17 protein-coding genes and 1 pseudogene are annotated in these 17,715 nt (G+C 73.3%); 15 read left to right on the forward strand and 3 right to left on the reverse strand.

The window, feature by feature from the left end; translation table 11 throughout:
• Positions 1–647: pseudogene (locus IG78_RS51335) on the reverse strand (hypothetical protein); the annotation flags it as partial.
• A gap of 260 nt (positions 648–907) precedes the next feature.
• Here IG78_RS51335 and IG78_RS0115160 point away from each other — a divergent pair.
• From IG78_RS0115160 to IG78_RS0115190, 7 genes are all read left to right on the forward strand, one after another.
• Complete coding sequence (locus tag IG78_RS0115160; protein WP_225882015.1) at positions 908–1,822, forward strand: class E sortase; 915 nt, start codon at positions 908–910, stop codon at positions 1,820–1,822.
• Between the two features lie 36 nt (positions 1,823–1,858).
• Positions 1,859–2,077, forward strand: coding sequence for a DUF3311 domain-containing protein (locus tag IG78_RS0115165; protein WP_030563255.1), 219 nt, complete (start codon positions 1,859–1,861; stop codon positions 2,075–2,077).
• Entirely contained in the window at positions 2,074–3,606 is a 1,533-nt protein-coding gene (locus tag IG78_RS0115170) for a sodium:solute symporter family protein (protein ID WP_030563257.1), read from the forward strand. Before IG78_RS0115165 ends, IG78_RS0115170 begins: the two co-directional genes overlap by 4 nt.
• A gap of 145 nt (positions 3,607–3,751) precedes the next feature.
• Positions 3,752–4,021, forward strand: a complete 270-nt coding sequence (locus IG78_RS0115175) for a DUF6412 domain-containing protein (protein ID WP_051852673.1) — start codon at positions 3,752–3,754, stop codon at positions 4,019–4,021.
• Positions 4,022–4,131: 110 nt separating this feature from the next.
• Complete coding sequence (locus IG78_RS0115180; protein ID WP_030563261.1) at positions 4,132–4,896, forward strand: YidC/Oxa1 family membrane protein insertase; 765 nt, start codon at positions 4,132–4,134, stop codon at positions 4,894–4,896.
• Between the two features lie 154 nt (positions 4,897–5,050).
• Positions 5,051–5,908, forward strand: a complete 858-nt coding sequence (locus IG78_RS0115185; RefSeq protein WP_030563263.1) for a fumarylacetoacetate hydrolase family protein — start codon at positions 5,051–5,053, stop codon at positions 5,906–5,908.
• 84 nt (positions 5,909–5,992) lie between these two features.
• Complete coding sequence (locus IG78_RS0115190; protein WP_037702780.1) at positions 5,993–7,585, forward strand: choice-of-anchor A family protein; 1,593 nt, start codon at positions 5,993–5,995, stop codon at positions 7,583–7,585.
• A gap of 73 nt (positions 7,586–7,658) precedes the next feature.
• On the opposite strand, the gene IG78_RS0115195 is transcribed toward IG78_RS0115190, so the two are convergent.
• Both IG78_RS0115195 and IG78_RS0115200 read right to left on the reverse strand, forming a co-directional pair.
• Entirely contained in the window at positions 7,659–8,108 is a 450-nt protein-coding gene (locus IG78_RS0115195; protein WP_030563268.1) for a heme-degrading domain-containing protein, read from the reverse strand.
• 104 nt (positions 8,109–8,212) lie between these two features.
• Entirely contained in the window at positions 8,213–9,328 is a 1,116-nt protein-coding gene (locus IG78_RS0115200; RefSeq protein WP_225882016.1) for a Gfo/Idh/MocA family oxidoreductase, read from the reverse strand.
• A gap of 113 nt (positions 9,329–9,441) precedes the next feature.
• Between IG78_RS0115200 and IG78_RS0115205 the strand changes: the two genes are divergently transcribed.
• The 8 genes from IG78_RS0115205 (at position 9,442) to IG78_RS0115240 (ending at position 17,668) form a co-directional block, all read left to right on the forward strand.
• On the forward strand, positions 9,442–10,644 hold the full coding sequence (locus tag IG78_RS0115205) for an ROK family protein (protein ID WP_051852674.1): 1,203 nt from the start codon (positions 9,442–9,444) through the stop codon (positions 10,642–10,644).
• 207 nt (positions 10,645–10,851) lie between these two features.
• Positions 10,852–11,745, forward strand: a complete 894-nt coding sequence (locus tag IG78_RS42150; RefSeq protein ID WP_051852655.1) for a hypothetical protein — start codon at positions 10,852–10,854, stop codon at positions 11,743–11,745.
• A gap of 318 nt (positions 11,746–12,063) precedes the next feature.
• Positions 12,064–12,861, forward strand: coding sequence for a GntR family transcriptional regulator (locus tag IG78_RS0115215; protein WP_051852656.1), 798 nt, complete (start codon positions 12,064–12,066; stop codon positions 12,859–12,861).
• Positions 12,862–12,997: 136 nt separating this feature from the next.
• Positions 12,998–14,119, forward strand: coding sequence for a TIGR03364 family FAD-dependent oxidoreductase (locus IG78_RS0115220; protein WP_030563279.1), 1,122 nt, complete (start codon positions 12,998–13,000; stop codon positions 14,117–14,119).
• Between the two features lie 5 nt (positions 14,120–14,124).
• Positions 14,125–14,865 (forward strand): phosphonatase-like hydrolase, encoded by a 741-nt coding sequence (locus tag IG78_RS0115225; RefSeq protein WP_225882017.1) that lies wholly within the window; start codon positions 14,125–14,127, stop codon positions 14,863–14,865.
• Between the two features lie 17 nt (positions 14,866–14,882).
• Positions 14,883–15,935 (forward strand): ABC transporter ATP-binding protein, encoded by a 1,053-nt coding sequence (locus IG78_RS0115230; protein WP_037685261.1) that lies wholly within the window; start codon positions 14,883–14,885, stop codon positions 15,933–15,935.
• On the forward strand, positions 15,928–16,854 hold the full coding sequence (locus IG78_RS0115235; protein WP_107054909.1) for a 2-aminoethylphosphonate ABC transporter permease subunit: 927 nt from the start codon (positions 15,928–15,930) through the stop codon (positions 16,852–16,854). Before IG78_RS0115230 ends, IG78_RS0115235 begins: the two co-directional genes overlap by 8 nt.
• Positions 16,841–17,668, forward strand: a complete 828-nt coding sequence (locus tag IG78_RS0115240; protein ID WP_030563286.1) for an ABC transporter permease — start codon at positions 16,841–16,843, stop codon at positions 17,666–17,668. Before IG78_RS0115235 ends, IG78_RS0115240 begins: the two co-directional genes overlap by 14 nt.
• The last annotated feature ends 47 nt before the right edge of the window (positions 17,669–17,715 follow it).

Consider the following 17,715-nt stretch of genomic DNA (forward strand, 5'->3'; position numbering starts at 1 on the left):
GCCGCGCCCGCCGCGCCCGCCGCGCCCGCCGCGCCCGCCGCGCCCGCCGCGCCCGCCGCGCCTGCGGCGTCCTCGGGAGCCGCTGTGCCGGGGGTGCCCGAGGGGTCCGCCGTGCCGGGGGTGCCCGAGGGGTCCGCCGTGCCGGGGGTGCCCGAGGAGTCCGCTGTGCCGGGAGCCCCCGAGGGGTCCGCTGTGCCGGGAGCCCCCGAGGGGTCCGACGCGTCGGGGGCCGGGAGCAGTCTCTCCAACCCCTGCGTGAACGCCTCGTGCGCCTGGTCCAGCTCGTCGTGCGCCTCAAGGGACTCCGCCACGATCACCCACGGCGCCGCGTCCGCGGGTGCCGTGCCGCGGACGCCCTCGATGATCGCCCTCGCCTCGGCCTCGTGGCCGTACTCCCACAGGTTCGCCGCCTTGAGCGCCCGGATCAGCGTCGGGTTCTCCGCCGGGTGCGGGGCGGAGGGGGAGAGGAGGTTGTCGTAGAGCGTCGTCGCGCGGGCGCGCGCGTCGGCCAGCTCCAGGTGGGCCGCGGCCTGTAGCAGCAGTTGCTCCGCGTCCTCCGGGTAGAGGCCCGCGGTGCGCTCCAGGCGCTCCGCTTCGGCGATGTGGTCGACGTGGTCGACGTGGTCGGCAGGCGTGTCGGGGCGCATGAGTGACACCGTACTGCCGTTCCCCGGGTGGGGTGTATGGGGTGGGGCGGTACGTCGACCGGTGCGATGACGTGAGCCCGGGGCGCGGGCCGGGCGCGGGCCCGTTCCGTCCCACGGGTCTGGTGACTTGTGCCCGCTCCCCTTATCTTGCGGCTCCCTGGAGCGTGGACCTCCCCGGGGCGCGGACCGTCCCGCTGGCCGCTGCCGTGCGGTACGCGCCGGGCACGGGCACCGGGGTACGGCGGACAAGAGGTGACGCAGTGGTAGGTGACGGCGGTCGGACGGCGACGGCTCGCGTCGTCGTGCAGCGTGGCCCCGGCCGCCGGGGGCGCAGTCCGAGAGGTCCGCGGCCCCGGCGGGGGCCTCTCGCCCGCGCCCTCTGGTACTCCGGCGAAGCCGTCCTCACCCTCGGCCTCGTCCTGCTCCTCCTCGTCGTCCATCAACTCTGGTGGACCAACCGCCAGGCCAGCGCCGCCGCCGAGAACAAGGTCGAGTCCCTGGAGGAGGAGTGGGCGGGGGGCGGGGGCCCGGGCCCAGATCCCGGTGGCCCCGGCCCCGCCGGCGAAGCCACCGGCAGCTCAGACGGCTCCTCCGGCAGCTCAGACGGCTCCCCCGACGGCTCCTCCGACGGCTCCGACCGCCCCGGCAGCTCCGACGGCTCCGGACGCTCCGGCCAAGCCCCCGGCGCACCCGCCCCCCAACGCGCCCCCACGCACGCCTCTGACAACCACGCCTACGCAGTACTCCGCATCCCCCGCCTCGACCTCCGCGTCCCCGTCGCCGAAGGCGTCGGCAAGGGCGGGGTGCTCGACAAGGGGTACGTCGGGCACTACCCGCGCACCGCCGCACCGGGGCGGCTCGGGAACTTCGCGCTCGCCGGGCACCGGAACACGCACGGCGAGCCGTTCCGGCACATCGACCAACTGCGCGCCGGGGACCGGATGACCGTCGGGACGCGGGACGCCGTCTACACGTACGCCGTCCGCGAGACCCTCGCGCGGACCACCCCGCGCGACGGCGGCGTCATCGCGCCGGTGCCGCGCAGCGCGGTGCGGGCGGGGCGCGGGTTCGACGAGCCCGGGTACTACATCACGCTCACCACCTGCACCCCGGAGTACACCTCCCGGTACCGGTTGGTGGTGTGGGGGCAGCTCACTTCCGTGCGGCCCCGCTGAGCATCCGGGAGCCGGTTAGGCTGCTGACCCGTGATCATGCGCCGCCCCCGACGCCGCCCCCTGCGCCGCCCTCATCTGCTCTGGCTCCTCGTGCCCTTCCTGCTGTACGTGGGCGCGTTGCCCTTCGTCAATCGCGTACGGCCGCTGATCCTCGGGCTGCCGTTGCTGTTCGCGTGGCTGCTCCTGGCCACGCTGCTCACACCGGTCGCCGTATGGCTCGCGTACCGCGGGGACAAAAGGAAGCGGGCCTCGTGAACGCCGCCGTCGCCACCAGCATCTTCGGCCTCTTCATGGTCGCGACCGTCGGCCTCGGGCTGCTCGCCGTGCGCGGGCGGAGCGGGCGCGGCGACCGCGGCGGCGGGCTCGCCGAGTGGTCCGTGGGCGGGCGGTCGCTCGGGACCGTGTTCATCTGGGTCCTCATGGCGGGCGAGGGGTACACCAGCTTCAGCTATCTGGGCGCCGCGGGCTGGGGGTACAACTACGGCGCGCCCGTCCTGTACGTCGTCGCCTACATGTCGTGCGGATACGCCGTCGGGTACGTCGTCGGCCCGATGCTCTGGTCGTACGCGCGACAGCACGGCCTCGTGTCCATCACGGACATGGTGGCCCACCGCTACGGACGGCCCTGGCTCGGCGCCGCCCTCGCGCTCCTGGTGACCGTATTCCTGCTGCCCTACATCCAGTTGCAGATCACGGGCATGGGCGTGGTCGTCTCGACGATCTCGTACGGCGCCATCAGCCTCAACTGGGCCTATTTCATCGGCTTCGCCGTCACCACGGGGTTCGTGGTCGTGAGCGGCCTGCGCGGCAGCGCCTGGGTGTCGGTCCTCAAGGACGTCCTGGTCATCGCCACGCTCGCATTCCTCATGATCTACGTACCGCTGCACTACTTCGACGGGTACGGGGACTTCCTCGACCGGGTCGTACGGGAGAAGGGGGAGTGGCTGACGCTGCCGGGGAGCGGTGACAGCCCGTACGGGCAGGCCTGGTTCGCCACGACGACGATCCTGAACGCCCTCACCGTCGTCATCTTCCCGACCACCGTCGCGGGCTATCTGGGCGCCCGCAACGCCGACGCCCTGCGCCGCAACGCGGTCCTGCTGCCCGCCTACAACGTGCTGCTCTTCGTCCCGATGCTCCTTGGCATGGCGGCCCTGTTCGTGGTGCCGGGGCTGACCGGCGCCGGGTCGAACCTGGCGCTCTTCCGACTGGTCGTGGACTCGCTGCCGGCCTGGTTGGTGGGGTTCGTGGGGGTCGCGGCGGCGCTCTCCTCGATCGTTCCGATGGCGGTGTTCATGCTGGTCATCGGGACGATGTGGGGTCGCAGCGTGCTGTCCCTGCTGCCGGGGTGGCACGCCCCGGCGCGCCAGAAGCTCGCGTCGCAGGCGGTGGTGGTGCTTGCGGGCTGCATCGCCCTCGTGATGACGTACACCGTCCCCAACACCCTGGTGCGGCTCTCGCTCATCTCGTACGAGGGAATGGCGCAGCTCGTACCGATGCTCCTGATCGGCCTGGTCTGGCGGCGGCTGAGCCTGGCGGGCGCGGTGAGCGGGCTCGTGGTGGGGGTGGCGATCGTGTGCGGGCTCGTCTTCACCGAGCACGATCCGGTGTTCGGCGTGAACGCCGGAATCCTCGCGCTCGCCGCCAATCTGGCGGTGGCCCTCGCCGTCTCGTACGCCGGTCCCGCCGACCGGGACGCACGGGCGGACGACGAGGTGCTCGCCAAGGACCCGGGCGGCGACACCGGCGTCGTCGATGCCGCGCACACGGCGGATCCTGTATAAACGGCGGTAGTACATCTGGTGGTAGTACATCCGGCGGTAGTACATCCGTACGGAGCGCAGAACGGCGGGGGGTGACGACGTGGGCGGGAATCCGGTCAGGAACGTGCTGCGTGCGTGGGCCGCCGCCCTGCGCCCCGCACTCCTGATGCTGTTCCTCCTGGTGGAGACCGTCCTCGCCGACGCTGGCAGCCTCTCCGCCGCCGTCGCCCTCGCCGCGACCGCCGCCGCGGGCTCCGCCCTCGCCCTGTGCTCGCTGCTCGCCGCGCGCTGTGCGCCCGCCGTGCCCCGCACCAGGGTGCGCACGGCCATCCGCGACCGTGAGCAACGCACCGCGTTCCTGCCGCAGCGCGATCCCGACGCCCGCGGGCGCACCCGTCCCCGAGCACCCGGCCGTCCCCTCCTGACGGCCGCGTAGGGACTTCCGGAAGCCTCCTCTCCAGCAGACCCCCGCGCGGGTCGTCATGCCGACACACCCCCATGCCCCAGCGGCATTCCGGCACGACGAGACCCCCGGAGGGCTCACCCATGTCCGTCTTCGCCAGCCTGGTCGCCGACCTCGCGGACCTGCTCGAACCGTTCTTCCACGCCGGGGCGATGGCCGCCGCCATCGTCCTGGTCACCGCCTGCGTACGTCTGCTCGTCCACCCCCTGTCCCGCGCCGCCGCCCGCGGCCAGAAGGCCCGCGCCAAGCTTTCCCCGCAGATCGCCGCGCTGCGCGCCAAGCACGCCAAGAACCCGGAGAAGTTCCAGCGGGCGCTCCTGGAACTGCACCGAAAGGAGCAGGTGTCGCCGCTGGCGGGATGCCTTCCGGGACTCGTTCAGCTCCCCGCCTTCTTCCTGCTCTACCACCTGTTCTCCAGCTCGGACATCGGCGGGAAGGCCAACGAGCTGCTCGACCACAAGCTGTTCACGGCGCCCCTCGGCGGGCGCTGGGCGGACGCGCTCGGCGACGGCGGCCTCCTCGGCGCCCCGGGCCTCCTCTACCTCGCGCTCTTCGCCCTCGTCACCGCCGTCGCGACCTTCAACTACCGGCGTACGAAGCGACAGCTCGCCGCGAACCCGCCGGCCGCGCCCGGCGGCGAACAGGCCCCCGGCGCGGGCGCCATGACCGCCATGACGAGGGTCATGCCGTTCCTGTCCTTCATGACCCTGTTCACCGTGGCCGTGGTGCCGCTCGCCGCCGCGCTGTACGTGGTGACCAGCACGACCTGGAGCGCGGTCGAGCGGGCCTACCTCTACCGCGACATGCCGACGGGCTCGGGGGCGATGGGGGCCGCGGCCGTGCTGTGACGGACCCTGCGACGAGCCGGTGCTCGGGGCTTGTGACGGTCCAGTACGTGAACGGGGTCTTGCGGAGCGGACGGCGGGCTTGGAGGATCGACCAACCTCAGCTCCGATGGCCGCACCCATCGGCCGGGCCAAGCTCGACCAAGGGAGTCACACCATGAAGCTGCTGCGAGTCGGTACGGCGGGCGCCGAGCGCCCGGCCCTGCTCGACGCCGGGGGCACCCTGCGCGACCTGTCCGGCACGGTCGCGGACATCGACGGGGCGCTGCTCGCCGACGACGCCGCGCTCGACCGTGTCCGCGCCGCCGCGGGCGAGGGCGCCCTGCCCGCGCTCGACCCGGCCGGGCTGCGGATCGGGCCGCCGGTCGCGCAGGTCGGCAAGGTCGTGTGCATCGGCCTGAACTACCACGACCACGCCGCCGAGACCGGTGCCGAGCCGCCCGCCGAGCCCGTCGTCTTCTTCAAGGCGGCGGACACCGTCGTCGGCCCGAACGACACCGTCCTGGTGCCGCGCGGCTCGGTGAAGACCGACTGGGAGGTGGAGCTCGCCGTCGTCATCGGGCGCACCGCGCGCTATCTGGAGTCGGCCGAGCAGGCGCTCGCGCACGTCGCGGGGTACGCGGTCGCGCACGACGTGTCCGAGCGGGAGTTCCAGATCGAGCGCGGCGGCACCTGGGACAAGGGCAAGAACTGCGAGACCTTCAACCCGCTCGGCCCCTGGCTGGTCACGGCCGACGAGGTACCGGACCCACAGGCGCTCGGCCTGCGGCTGTGGGTCAACGGCGAGCTGAAGCAGGACGGGACGACGGCCCAGCAGATCTTCCCGGTCGCGGAAGTGGTCCGGTACGTCAGCCAGTTCATGACGCTGTACCCGGGCGATGTGATCAACACCGGCACCCCGGCCGGGGTCGCGCTCGGGCAGTTGGAGCCGAAGCCGTTCCTGCGCGCCGGGGATGTGGTGGAGCTGGAGATCGACGGCCTCGGACGCCAGCGGCAGGAGCTGAAGGGGGCCTGACGGGGGAAACCATGAGCGTGTCTCCCATGAGTTTTGTCTGAATTACGCATATTTCCGTGTATGCGAAGAAAACGATCAGCGTATGTGGCGGCGGCCGTCACCGTCGCGGCCGCCGCCGTGGTCGGCGGCCTGGCCGGGCAGGGAGTCGCCGACCCCCTGCCCGGCGGCCTCGGCCCCTGCAAGGGCGCGGCCTGCCCCGAAACGTACCCGGAGGCGAACAACGGCCCCGTGACGGGCCGGGACGAGAACATCAACATCTTCGTCGGCGAGACCATGCGCGTGCGCGAGGCCGCCGCGGAGGCCGAGGGCAAGGTCGTCGTGCTCGGCGACTTCGACATGAACAAACGCGCCGGGGTCTCGCAGGTCTACAACGTGGGTGTGGCGGGCGTGGGCTCCCGGGTGCCGCCGCCCAACGGCTCGGACTTCCTGACGGCGGGCGGGGACCTGACGGTCGCGCCCGGTCAGCGCCTGCTCGCGGAGGAGGGCTCCGTCAACGGCGTCGTCCGGTACGGGGGCGCGCTGAGCGGCCGGGTGATCCCGGCACCCGTCCAGGACCCGGACGCGGGCGACCGGTACGCCTCACTCCCCGGCCGGCTCACGGCTGCCAGCCACTGCTACGCGTACGACGGCGACGAGCCCCGCGAGGTCACGGGCTCCGCGGTCAACAACGGCTACGAGACCGTCTTCACCGGCGACGGCACGTCCGACCTCCAGGTCTTCAACGTCGACTTCGACCTGGTCAGCAGGAGCGGCGGCGACCAGGGCATCACGTTCAGGAACATTCCCGCCGGTGCCACCGTGCTCGTCAACCTCATGGGGTCCGAACGCACGATCCGCACCTACAGCGGAGCCCTGCCGGACGGCCTGCGTGAACGGCTGCTGTGGAACGTGCCGGACGCGAGTTCGATGAACTTCGCGGGCAGCGGGCAGTTCCAGGGCAGCGTGCTCGTGGGATCGCCGGGCAGCGCGACCACGGTGACGCTGCCGGGGATGAACGGGCGCTTCTTCACGGTGGGCTCGATGACCCACACCTCGCGGACCGATGGCGGCGGGGGCCAGGAGATCCACGCGTACCCGTTCAACGGCGACCTGCCGTCGTGCACGTCGCCGTCGCCGGATCCGTCGGACAGTGACGACCCGGATCCGGACCCGAGCCCGGATCCGTCGGACAGTGACGACCCGGATCCGGACCCGGACCCGGACCCGTCGGACAGTGACGACCCGGACCCGGACCCGGACCCGAGCCCGGATCCGTCGGACAGTGACGACCCGGACCCGGACCCGGACCCCAGTGACGACCCGGACCCGGACCCGAGCCCGGACCCGTCGGACAGTGACGATCCGGACCCGGACCCCGACCCAGACCCGTCGGACAGCGATGACCCGGGCCCGGACCCCGACCCCTCGGACAGCGACTGGCCGGGCCCGGACCCCGACCCCTCGGACAGCGACGACCCCCGGCCCACCCCGGAGCCGTCCAAGTCATCGGCACACCCGCATCCGCATCCCCACCCGCACCCGCATCCCCACCCGTCGAAGAGCCACCACGAGATGGCCCACACCGGCACATCGTCGGGTGAGCTCGCCCTGGTGGGGGCGATCGCCGCGGCGCTGGTCGGTACCGGCGTCGGGTTCGTGGTGATGGTGCGCCGCCGCGCCCAGGACCAGGCGGACTGAGGCAAGCCCGGACAGGACCGGGTGAGACCGGGTGGGCCGGGCCGCGGCCCGGCCCACCCGGACCCGGAAGGCGTCAGGACGCGGTGAAGCGCTCCAGCGCGGCCACCACCAGGGCGTGGTCCTCGACCTGGGGGAGGCCCGAGACGACCACCGTGCCGATGACGCCCACGCCCTCGACCGCGATCGGGAACGCGCCGCCGTGCGCCGCGTACCGGTCGGGGTCGAGGCGTGAGGACTCCTCGAACGTCGAACCCTTGGCCCGGAACCTGCTGCCCACCAGGTACGAGGAGCAGCCGTACCGCTCGACGACGCGGCGCTTGCGGTCGATCCAGGCGTCGTTGTCGGGGGTCGATCCCGGCAGCGCGGCGTGGAAGAGCTGCTGCCCGCCGCGCCGGATGTCCACGGCGACCGGCGCCTGACGCGCACGCGCCATGTCCACCAGGAGGCAGCCGAGCGCCCACGCGTCGTCGTAGGTGAAGCGGGTCAGCGTCAGGCGCCGCTCCTGCTCCTCCAGCTCGGCCACGGAGGGGGCGGCCGCCGATGTGGAGGCCGACGCGGTGGAGGCTGATCCCGTGGGGGAGGGGGCGGCGGGGGCGTCCGACGACGCCCGGTAGATCGGTCCGGCGCTCACAGCGTCACCGCCACACCCTCGCGCGCCGAGCGGCGCGCGGCCTCCAGGACGTCGAGCGCCGCCGCGGCCTCGTGCGCGGTGACCGGGTTGTCGCCCTCGCCGCGCAGGGCGGCGGCCACGGCGGCGTAGTACGCGGGATAGTCGCCCGGCAGGGTGGGTTCGGGGCGGCCGCCACCGGTGAGCGGGGACTCGCCGGCGCCGACGCGGCCCCACATCGACTCGGGCTCCACGCCCCACGGGTCCTTGGCCTCGGGGGCCCCGGGGGCCGTGGGCCGCTTGCCGTCGCGCAGGGCGGCCTCCTGTGGGTCGAGGCCGTACTTCACATAGCCCGCCGACGAGCCGAGGACACGGAACCGGGGGCCGAGCTGCGCGGTCGTCGCGCTGACGTACAGGTGCGAGCGGACGCCGCCGGCGTGGGTGATCGCGACGAACGTGTCGTCGTTGGCCTCGGCGCCCGCCCGGCGGACGTCCGTCTCGGCGTACACGCGGACCGCGGGGCCGAAGAGGACCAGGGCCTGGTCGACCACGTGGCTGCCCAGGTCGTACAGCAGGCCGCCGATCTCCTCGGGGTCGCCGGACTCGCGCCAGCCGCCCTTGGGCTGCGGGCGCCAGCGCTCGAAGCGGGACTCGAAGCGCCATACGTCGCCGAGCTCGCCGTCACCGACGATCTTGCGCAGCGTACGGAAGTCGTTGTCCCAGCGGCGGTTCTGGAAGACCGACAGGAGCAGTCCGCGCTCGTCCGCGAGGGCGGCGAGCTCGCGGGCCTCGGCGGCGGTGCCCGCGAGGGGCTTGTCCACGACGACCGGCAGGCCCGCCTTCAGCGCGGCCGTCGCGAGCGCCACGTGCGTCTTGTTCGGGGATGCCACGACGATCAAGTCGAGCTCGTCCGCGCGGCCCCAGAGTTCGTCGGCGTCCGCCACGCAGCGCAGCCCCGCACCGAACTCGGTCCTGGCCCGCGCCTGCCGCTCGGGGTTCGAGGTGACGACCGTGTCCAGGGCGAGGCCCTCGGTCGCGGCGATCAGGGGGGCGTGGAAGACGGAGCCCGCGAGGCCGTAGCCGATCAGGCCCACGCGGAGGTCGTTCTTGCCTTCGGTCATGTCGCCTTCAGTCATGCCCTCCACTTTGGCAACGGTGTTGCCAAAGTGCAAGCGGTGCTGACAATGGGGGTGTGAACAGCGAGGTCACCGGACACACAGAGACCGCCACCACCGGCGCCACGCCCGCCATGGGTGGCGGGGCGAATCTTCGGGCGCTGCGCGGGCACAACGCGGCGCTCGTGCTCGATCTGCTGCGCCGGGCCGCGGTCGGCGGTGCCGAAGGGGTCAGCCGCCTCGAACTCGCGGCGCGTACGGGGCTCACCCCGCAGGCCGTCAGCAAGATTGTCGCGCGCCTTCGCGGGGACGGCCTGGTGGCCGACGCCGGGCGGCGCGCGTCCACCGGCGGCAAACCGGCGACCGCGCTGCGGCTCGTACCCGGCGCCGGGTACGCGGTCGGGCTGCACCTGGACCGCGACGCGCTGACCGCCGTGCTCGCCGACCTCACCGGCGCGGTGGTGGCGGAGCGGCGGGCGCCCCTCGATTTCGGGGCGGGCGCGGATGCCGTAGTGACGGCCGCGGTGGGTGAGGTGAGGGCGTTGACCGGGACCGCCGGGTCGGACGCGTCCCCCAGGTCGGACAGGCCCACCGGTACGGACGGAACCCCCCTCGGGGCGGCGCCCCCCGCCGTCCTTGGCGTAGGAGTAGCCCTGCCAGGGCCGCTCGACCACGAGGCCGGGGTCCTGCACCGGGTCACCGGGTTCCCGGAGTGGGACGGCTATCCGCTGCGGGACGCGCTCGCCGCGCGGCTCGGGCTGCCGGTGGCCGTGGACAAGGACACCAACGCCGCCGCGCTCGGGCTCGCCCTCGGCGGGGCCGCGGAGTCGTTCGCGTATCTGCACCTGGGGACCGGCCTCGGCGCGGGCCTGGTCCTCGGCGGCGGCCTCTACCGGGGGGCCCGCACGGGGGCCGGGGAGTTCGGGCACCAGGTCCTGCAACTGGACGGGCCGCCGTGCGGGTGCGGTGACCGCGGGTGCGTGGAGGCCCTGTGCCTGGCGGCGGTCGCGGGCGGCGACCTCGACGAGGCCGCCCGGGTCCTCGGCACCGCCGCGGGGAACCTCGTCGCGCTGCTCGACATCGACCTCGTACTGCTCGGCGGCCGCACCGTATTCGCCGCCGAGGACCTCTTCGTACGGGGAGTCGGCGCCGTCGTCGCCGGTCGCACCCGGCGCGAGGGCTCCCGTACGCCCGTCGGGGTACGCGGTGCTCCTGGCGGCGACCGGGGGGTCGCGGAGGGCGCGGCGCAACTGGTGCTGGCCCCGCTCTTCGGCCGGGCGCGTCCCGCCCTGCCTGCCCATTCCCGCCAATCGGACTTGACGACGAATCGGACTTGACGACGAATCGGCTGTTAGGGGGGAATCGGCCAGCCGAACGGGTCCCCGGGTGCGGTGAGCCCTGTGCCGGGCGGCGGGAGCGTGGCAGGGTCTGGGCCACGCCCCGTTGCTCCTGGCCGTGTGCCGGATCACTCAACGGGCCTTATTCCGCCGTCAGTTCGGCCGTTCCGGAGGCTTCGTGCGTCCGGTCGCCAGCAAGGGCCCTCCATGCGACTTCGCAGTTCTCTCGCGGCAGGCGTCGCCGTCGCCGCCGTCACCCTCGCGCCCGCCGTGGCCGGGGTGGCGGCGGCCGCCGGCGACCAGCCGGGGGAGAGCGGCGCGGCCACCGTCCTGCGGCCCACCTGCGCCACCGCCGCCGGGGACGACTTCCCGATCGCGACCCGCGTCACCGGCGGACCCGCCACCTACGAACCCGGCGGCGGCTTCCGGAGCTGGTCGGTGGAGCTGACCAACACCACGGACGACACCTGCGGGAACGTCCACCCGGTCATCGTCCTCGTGGACCGCGGCAAGGCGCTGCGGCCCCGGCAGATCCAGTTGGAGTTCGACGACGGGTCGCGTCGGCGTCCGGTGCGGTTCGTGCGGACCGACCGGGACGAGAACGTCGGGGTGCTCGGCGGCGCGGTCGGGGCGACCGACGCCCCAGGCGCCGCCGACGCCCCGGGTGCCGCCGACGCCCCAGCCGACACGCCCGGCACCCCTGGTGACCACAGTGTCCCCGGCGTCAACAGTGCCCGCGGCGGCAACAGCGCCCCCGACAACGGGTTCCCCGGCTTCACCATCGGCCCCGGGCACACCGTCACCGTCCACATCCGCCTCGCCTTCACCTCCGACGCCGCGCCCGACCGGGTCGTGGCGAGCGCCGCCGTGGTGCGGCGGCACACGGAGCACGACGGCCACGCCGACGACTCCGACTGGGTGGGGACGTCCAACGACTACGCGTTCGACATCGTCGAGGCGGCCGGGCCCCCCGCCCAGGGCCCCGGCGAACTCGCGAAGACCGGCCCGGGCCACCTGCCCGGGCTCGGGGCCGCCGCCGTCCTCCTCGGTGGTGTGGCCCTAGTGGTGGGATCTCGGCGCCTTCGGGCCAGAAGGCGCTGATCAGCCGGTTCCGCCGCCCCCGAAGGCCGTGCCCGTGCCGCCCCAGCCGAAGCAAGTCCGGCGGCACGGGCCCGGCCTTCCGGCTGCCACCCGCACACCCCGGCCCACGCTGCCCGCACATCCCGGCCCGCGCCGTCAGCCGTCCCCGGCCCGCGCTGCCCGCACACCCCGGCCCGCGCCGTCAGCCGTCCCCGGCCCGCGCTGCCCGCCGCCCCCGGCCCACACCCTCAGCCGCCCCCGACCCGCACCCTCAGCCGCCCCCGACCCGCACCCTCAGCCACCCCCGACCCCCGCCCCGCGACATGCGAACATCTGCCCGTGGACAACCCCGACCGCCCCAACGCCGCCCCGCCCGAGCACCTGCGCGACCAGGCCCCGGGAGCGCCGATCCGCTCCGGCATCCCCGAGCACGGGCGCATCCCGAAGTACTACGCCGTCAAGGCCCGCATCGCGGGGCTGATCGATGAGTTGGGCGACGGGCAGAGCCTGCCCACCGAACGCGACCTCGCCGAGCGCTACGAGGTCGCGCGGGAGACCGTCCGGCAGGCGCTGCGCGAGCTGTTGCTCGAAGGGCGGCTGCGCCGGCAGGGCCGCGGAACCGTGGTCGCCGGGCCCAAGCTGGAGCAGCCCCTGTCCCTGGCCAGCTACACCGAGGGCGTCCGCAGGCAGGGCCGCACCCCGGGCCGCAATCTGATCTCCCTGGACCGCTTCCCGTGCCCGGCCGCGCTCGCCGCCGACATAGGGACACCGCCCGGTGAACCCGTGTGGCACATGGAACGCGTACTGCTCGCCGACGACGAGCGCGTGGGCCTGGAGTCCACCTACGTCGCCGTGGCCCGCGTGCCGCGCCTGGACCGGGACTTCGAGCCGGACTCGTCCTTCTACGCCTATCTGCGTGACCGTCTCGGCATCCCCTTCGGCGACGCCGACGAACGCATCGAGACGGTGCTCGCGACGCCCCGCGAGGCCCTGCTCGTCGGGACGCCGCCCGCGCTGCCCATGCTCCTGATCCACCGCCTCTCACGGGACACCGAGGGGCGGCCCCTGGAGCGCGTGCGCACCCTCTACCGCGGCGACCGGTTCTCCTTCACCACGCACCTCGCCGGCGAGAACTGAACCCTCTTCCCGTTCCTCCGACGGCCCCTCATGATTAAGGAATGGTAACGGGTCTAGTCCAAGCTTGACGGTCCGTTCACCGTCCCGTTGCCGACCGGGCCCCACGGGGTCACCCGTCGAAAGGAGCGTTGCCGTCGTGAGAGTCATCGTCGTAGGAGCCGGCGTGGTGGGAACCATGCACGCCTGGCACGCAGTGGAGCGCGGCCACGAGGTCGTACAGATCGAGCGCGAGAGCGAGGCCCGCGGGGCGTCGCTGCGCAACTTCGGGCAGATATGGGTCAGCGGCCGGGCGGGCGGCGAGGAGCTGGACACCGCGCTGCGGGCCCGCGAGCTGTGGGAGGAGATCGGCGCCCGCGTGCCGGGGCTCGGCTTCCGCGCCAACGGCTCGCTGACCCTCGTACGCAACGAGCGCGAGCGGGCCGTGGCCGAGGCCGCCCTCGCCCGCACGGACGCCGCCGCCCGCGGCTACAGGCTGCTCGAAGCGGCGGAGGCCCGCGGCCTCAACCCGGCGCTGCGGGGCGAGTTCACCGCCGCCCTGTGGTGCGAGCGGGACGCCGCGGTCGAGCCGCGCACCGCACAGCGGCACCTGCGCGAAGAGCTCCTGAAGTCGCCGCGCTACACGTTCCTGCCGGGCCGCGAGGTCCGCGAGGCGGTCGGTCCTGGCGCGGTGCGTGACGACCACGGCGACGTGCACACTGGCGACGCCGTCGTGCTGTGCACCGGGGCCTGGCTCGGCGGGCTCGTCCGCGAGCTGGCCCCCGAGCTGCCCGTGCGCCGCGTACGCCTGCAGATGATGCAGACCGCCCCGCTCGGCGAACCGCTCACCACGTCCGTCGCCGACGCCGACAGCTTCCGCTACTACCCGGCGTACAGGTCACCCGCTCTCGACGCGCTCAACGCCGGGCAGGCGCAGGAACCGACCGCCGCCGCCCACAAGATGCAACTGCTCATGGTGCAGCGTGCCGACGGCGGACTGACCATCGGCGACACCCACGAGTACGAGCACCCCTTCGCCTTCGACACCCTCGAAGACCCCTACGACCACCTCACCGCGGTCGTCGAGGGCTTCCTGGGGCGGCCGCTGCCGAAGATCAGGCGGCGCTGGGCGGGGGTGTACGCGCAGTGCGTCGACACCACCCGGGTCGTCCACCGCGAGCAGGTGCGCGACGGGATCTGGCTGGTCACAGGGCCCGGTGGGCGCGGCATGACGTGCTCGCCCGCGATCGCCGAGAAGACCGCCGACGAGCTGGGATGGTGAGGGAATTGACCGAGAACGCGAACAGGACCGAGAACGCGAACAGGACCGGGAGCGCGAACAGGAACGTGCGACTCGTGGTGCTCGACATGGCGGGGACCACCGTCGCCGACGGCGGCCTTGTCGAGCAGGCCTTCGCCGCCGCCGCACGCGAACTCGGCGTCGAGGAGGGCTCCGCCGACCACGCCGCGAAGCTGGACTACGTCCGCGCCACCATGGGCGAGTCGAAGATCTCCGTCTTCCGGCACCTGTTCGGCGACGAGGCGCGGGCGCGGCAGGCGAACGTGGCTTTCGAGAAGGCGTACGGGGAGCTGGTGGACGGCGGCCGCATCGCGCCCGTCCCCGGCGCGCGGGAAGCCATCGGGGAACTCGTCGCGGACGGTCTGACCGTCGTCCTGAGCACCGGCTTCGCCCGCGTCACCCAGGACGCCATCCTGGACGCACTCGGCTGGCGCGACCTCGTCGCCCTCACCCTGTGCCCCGCCGACGCGGGGGGCCGCGGACGGCCCTGCCCCGACATGGTCCTCGCCGCGTTCCTGCGCACCGGCGCCGCCGACTCCGTGGCCGAGATCGCCGTGGCCGGTGACACCGCGTACGACATGCTGAGCGGGGTGCGCGCCGGGGCCGGGGTCGTCGCCGGTGTCCTCACCGGCGCCCACGACGCCGCGGCCCTCGTGGACGCCGGGGCCACCCACGTCCTCGGCTCGGTGGCCGAACTGCCCGCGCTCCTGCGGGGCTCCGGGCGATGAGCAGCGGCATACGCACGATGGACAGCGGTATTCGCTTCGACTCGGTGTCGGTCGCGTACGGCAAGAGTGTCGTCCTCGACTCCCTCGATCTGACCGTCGAGCCCGGCGAGGTCATGGCGCTGCTCGGGCCCTCCGGGTCAGGGAAGACCACCGCGCTGCGGGCCGTCGCCGGGTTCGTGCGGCCCGTCTCCGGGCGGGTGTTCATCGGCGGCCGCGACGTCACCGCGCTGCCGCCGCACCGGCGCGGCATCGGCATGGTCGTCCAGCAGTACGCGCTGTTCCCGCACCTGCGGGTCGAGGAGAACGTCGCCTTCGGTCTGAAGGCGCGGAAGACGGCCAGGGCCGACATTCCCGGCCGGGTCGCCGACGCCCTGGAGATGACGGGCATGGCCGCCTACGCCAAGCGGTATCCGCGCGAGCTGTCCGGCGGGCAGCAGCAGCGCGTCGCCATCGCGCGGGCCCTGGCCATCCGGCCCGGTGTGCTGCTGCTCGACGAGCCGCTGTCCGCGCTCGACGCGCAGCTCCGGTCCGGGATGCTGGCCGAACTCGCGCGACTGCACCGGGAGTTGCCCGATGTGTCGATTCTGTACGTCACCCATGACCAGGTGGAGGCGCTCACCCTCGCCGACCGGATCGCCGTGATGGACCGGGCGCGGTTGCGGGACTGCGGGACTCCGCAGGAGCTGTACCGTGCGCCCCGGACGGCGTTCACGGCGTCGTTCGTGGGCAACGCCAACCTCCTGCCGGTCTCGGTGGGGGTCGGGTCTGTTTCCCTGGGCGGGGCCGAAGTGAAGGTCGACACCTCGGGAGTGGCCGCAGGGGTGAGCGCCACCCTGTGCGTGCGGCCGCACCTCGTCGGGCTCGGGCCCGGGCCCAACTCCCTGAGCGGGACGGTCACCGAGGTGCAGTGGCGTGGTGCCACACACCGGGTGCTCGCCTCGGTGGCGGGGCACTCCGTGAAGGCGGACGTCCGGGAGCTGCGGGAGCCGCCCGCTCTGGGCAGTGCCGTTACGTTGCACTTCGCACCGGAGGACGCGGTGCTGCTCGCCGCAGGGGTGAGCGATGAGTAGGTCTGCTGAGCGCCTGAGTGACGGTGACCCGGTGGTGTCGGCTGCGGTTGAGGGTCGGGAACCCGCCCTGCGGGACGATTGCCCACAGCGCACACGACAAGTCCCGGCGTTCGTGTGGGCGTTGCCGCCCCTCGCCCTGCTCGGGCTCGTGTTCCTCTACCCCCTCGCCCTCGTCGTGCGGCAGTCCGTGCGGCCCGACACGGGCGGAACCTCACTGGAGCCGTACGCCGACGTCTTCGCCTCCGCCTCGTTCCGGGAGGCACTCGGGACGACGGTGTGGCTGGCGGTCGGGGCGACCGTGGGATGTCTGGTGCTCGGATTCGCGCTCGCGCTGGTCATCGCGTTCGTGCCGTTCCCCGGCGGGAAGGCCGTCGCCCGGTTCATCGACGTGTTCCTGTCCTTCCCGTCGTTCCTGATCACCCTCGCGCTGCTGTTCATCTACGGCACCAAGGGCATGGCCAACGGGCTGTGGACGGACGCCACGGGGACAGCCGGTGACGGGCCCTTCCAGTTCCTGACCACGCCGTGGGGGGTGCTGATCGCCGAGATCACGTACTTCACGCCGTTCGTGATGCGGCCGCTGCTCGCCGCGTTCTCCCAGATCGACACGGCCCAACTGGAGGTGGCCTCCTCGCTGGGGGCGCGGCCCCTGCGGGTCGTACGGAAGGTGATCCTGCCCGAGGCGCTGCCCGCGCTCGCCGCCGGCGGCAGCCTCGTCCTGGTGATGTGCCTGAACGAGTTCGGGATCGTCCTGTTCACCGGGGCCAAGGACGTCACGACCCTGCCGATGCTCGTCTACAGCAAGGCGATGCTCGAATCCGACTACCCGGCGGCCTGCGTCGTCGCCGTCGTCAACATCGCGATCTCCGTGGGCCTCTACGGCCTCTACCGGGTGGTGAGCCGCCGTGCTGGTGCATAGCCGCAAAGGCAAGTGGGCGACCTGGACGGTCTTCTTCGTCCTGTTCCTGCCGCTGTTCGCGCTGCCGCTGCTCGTGATCGTCGCGGCGTCGTTCGCCGGGCACTGGTCGGGCGCGTTCCCCTCCGACCTCACCGCCGAGCACTACTCCGCCGCCACCCGCGGCGAATCCCTCCAGGCCCTCACCACCAGCCTGCTCACCGCGCTCGGCGCCAGCCTGATCGCGCTGGCCGCGGGCACCTGGGCCGCCCTAGCCGCCGCCGCTCTGAAGCGGCGCGGGGAGGGCACCTCACGGCTCTCGCGGGGGTGCGGGCGGATCCTGGACGCGCTGTTCATCATGCCCGTCGCCGTGCCGTCGGTGGTGGTGGGCCTCGCGGTCCTCGTGGCCTTCAGCAAGCCACCGGTGATCCTCAACGGCACGTCCACGATCGTCGTCCTGGCGCACGCCATTCTTGTCACGGCGTTCGCCTACCAGTCGGTCTCCGCCGCCATCCTGCGTCTCGACCCGGCGTACGAGCAGGCCGCGGCGTCCCTCGGCGCCCGGCCCGCGTACGTCCTGTGGCGGGTGAAGCTGCCGCTCCTGCTGCCTTCCCTGACCGCCGCCGCCGGGCTCTGCTTCGCCCTGTCCATGGGCGAGCTGAGCGCCACCATGATGCTCTACCCGCCGGACTGGACCCCGCTGCCCGTACGGATCTACGCGGCCACCGACCGCGGAGCCACCTTCACCGGCGCCGCCCTCGCGGTGGTCCTCATGGGCGCGACCCTGCTCGTCCTCTTCGCGGTGTCCCGCATCCGCACCCGCGCCTCCTACCGCTGACCGTCCCCGTCCCCCGTCCCTCATCGCCCGTATCCCGTACATCGCCG

The organism is Streptomyces aureocirculatus, from assembly GCF_000720475.1.
Lineage (GTDB): Bacteria > Actinomycetota > Actinomycetes > Streptomycetales > Streptomycetaceae > Streptomyces > Streptomyces aureocirculatus.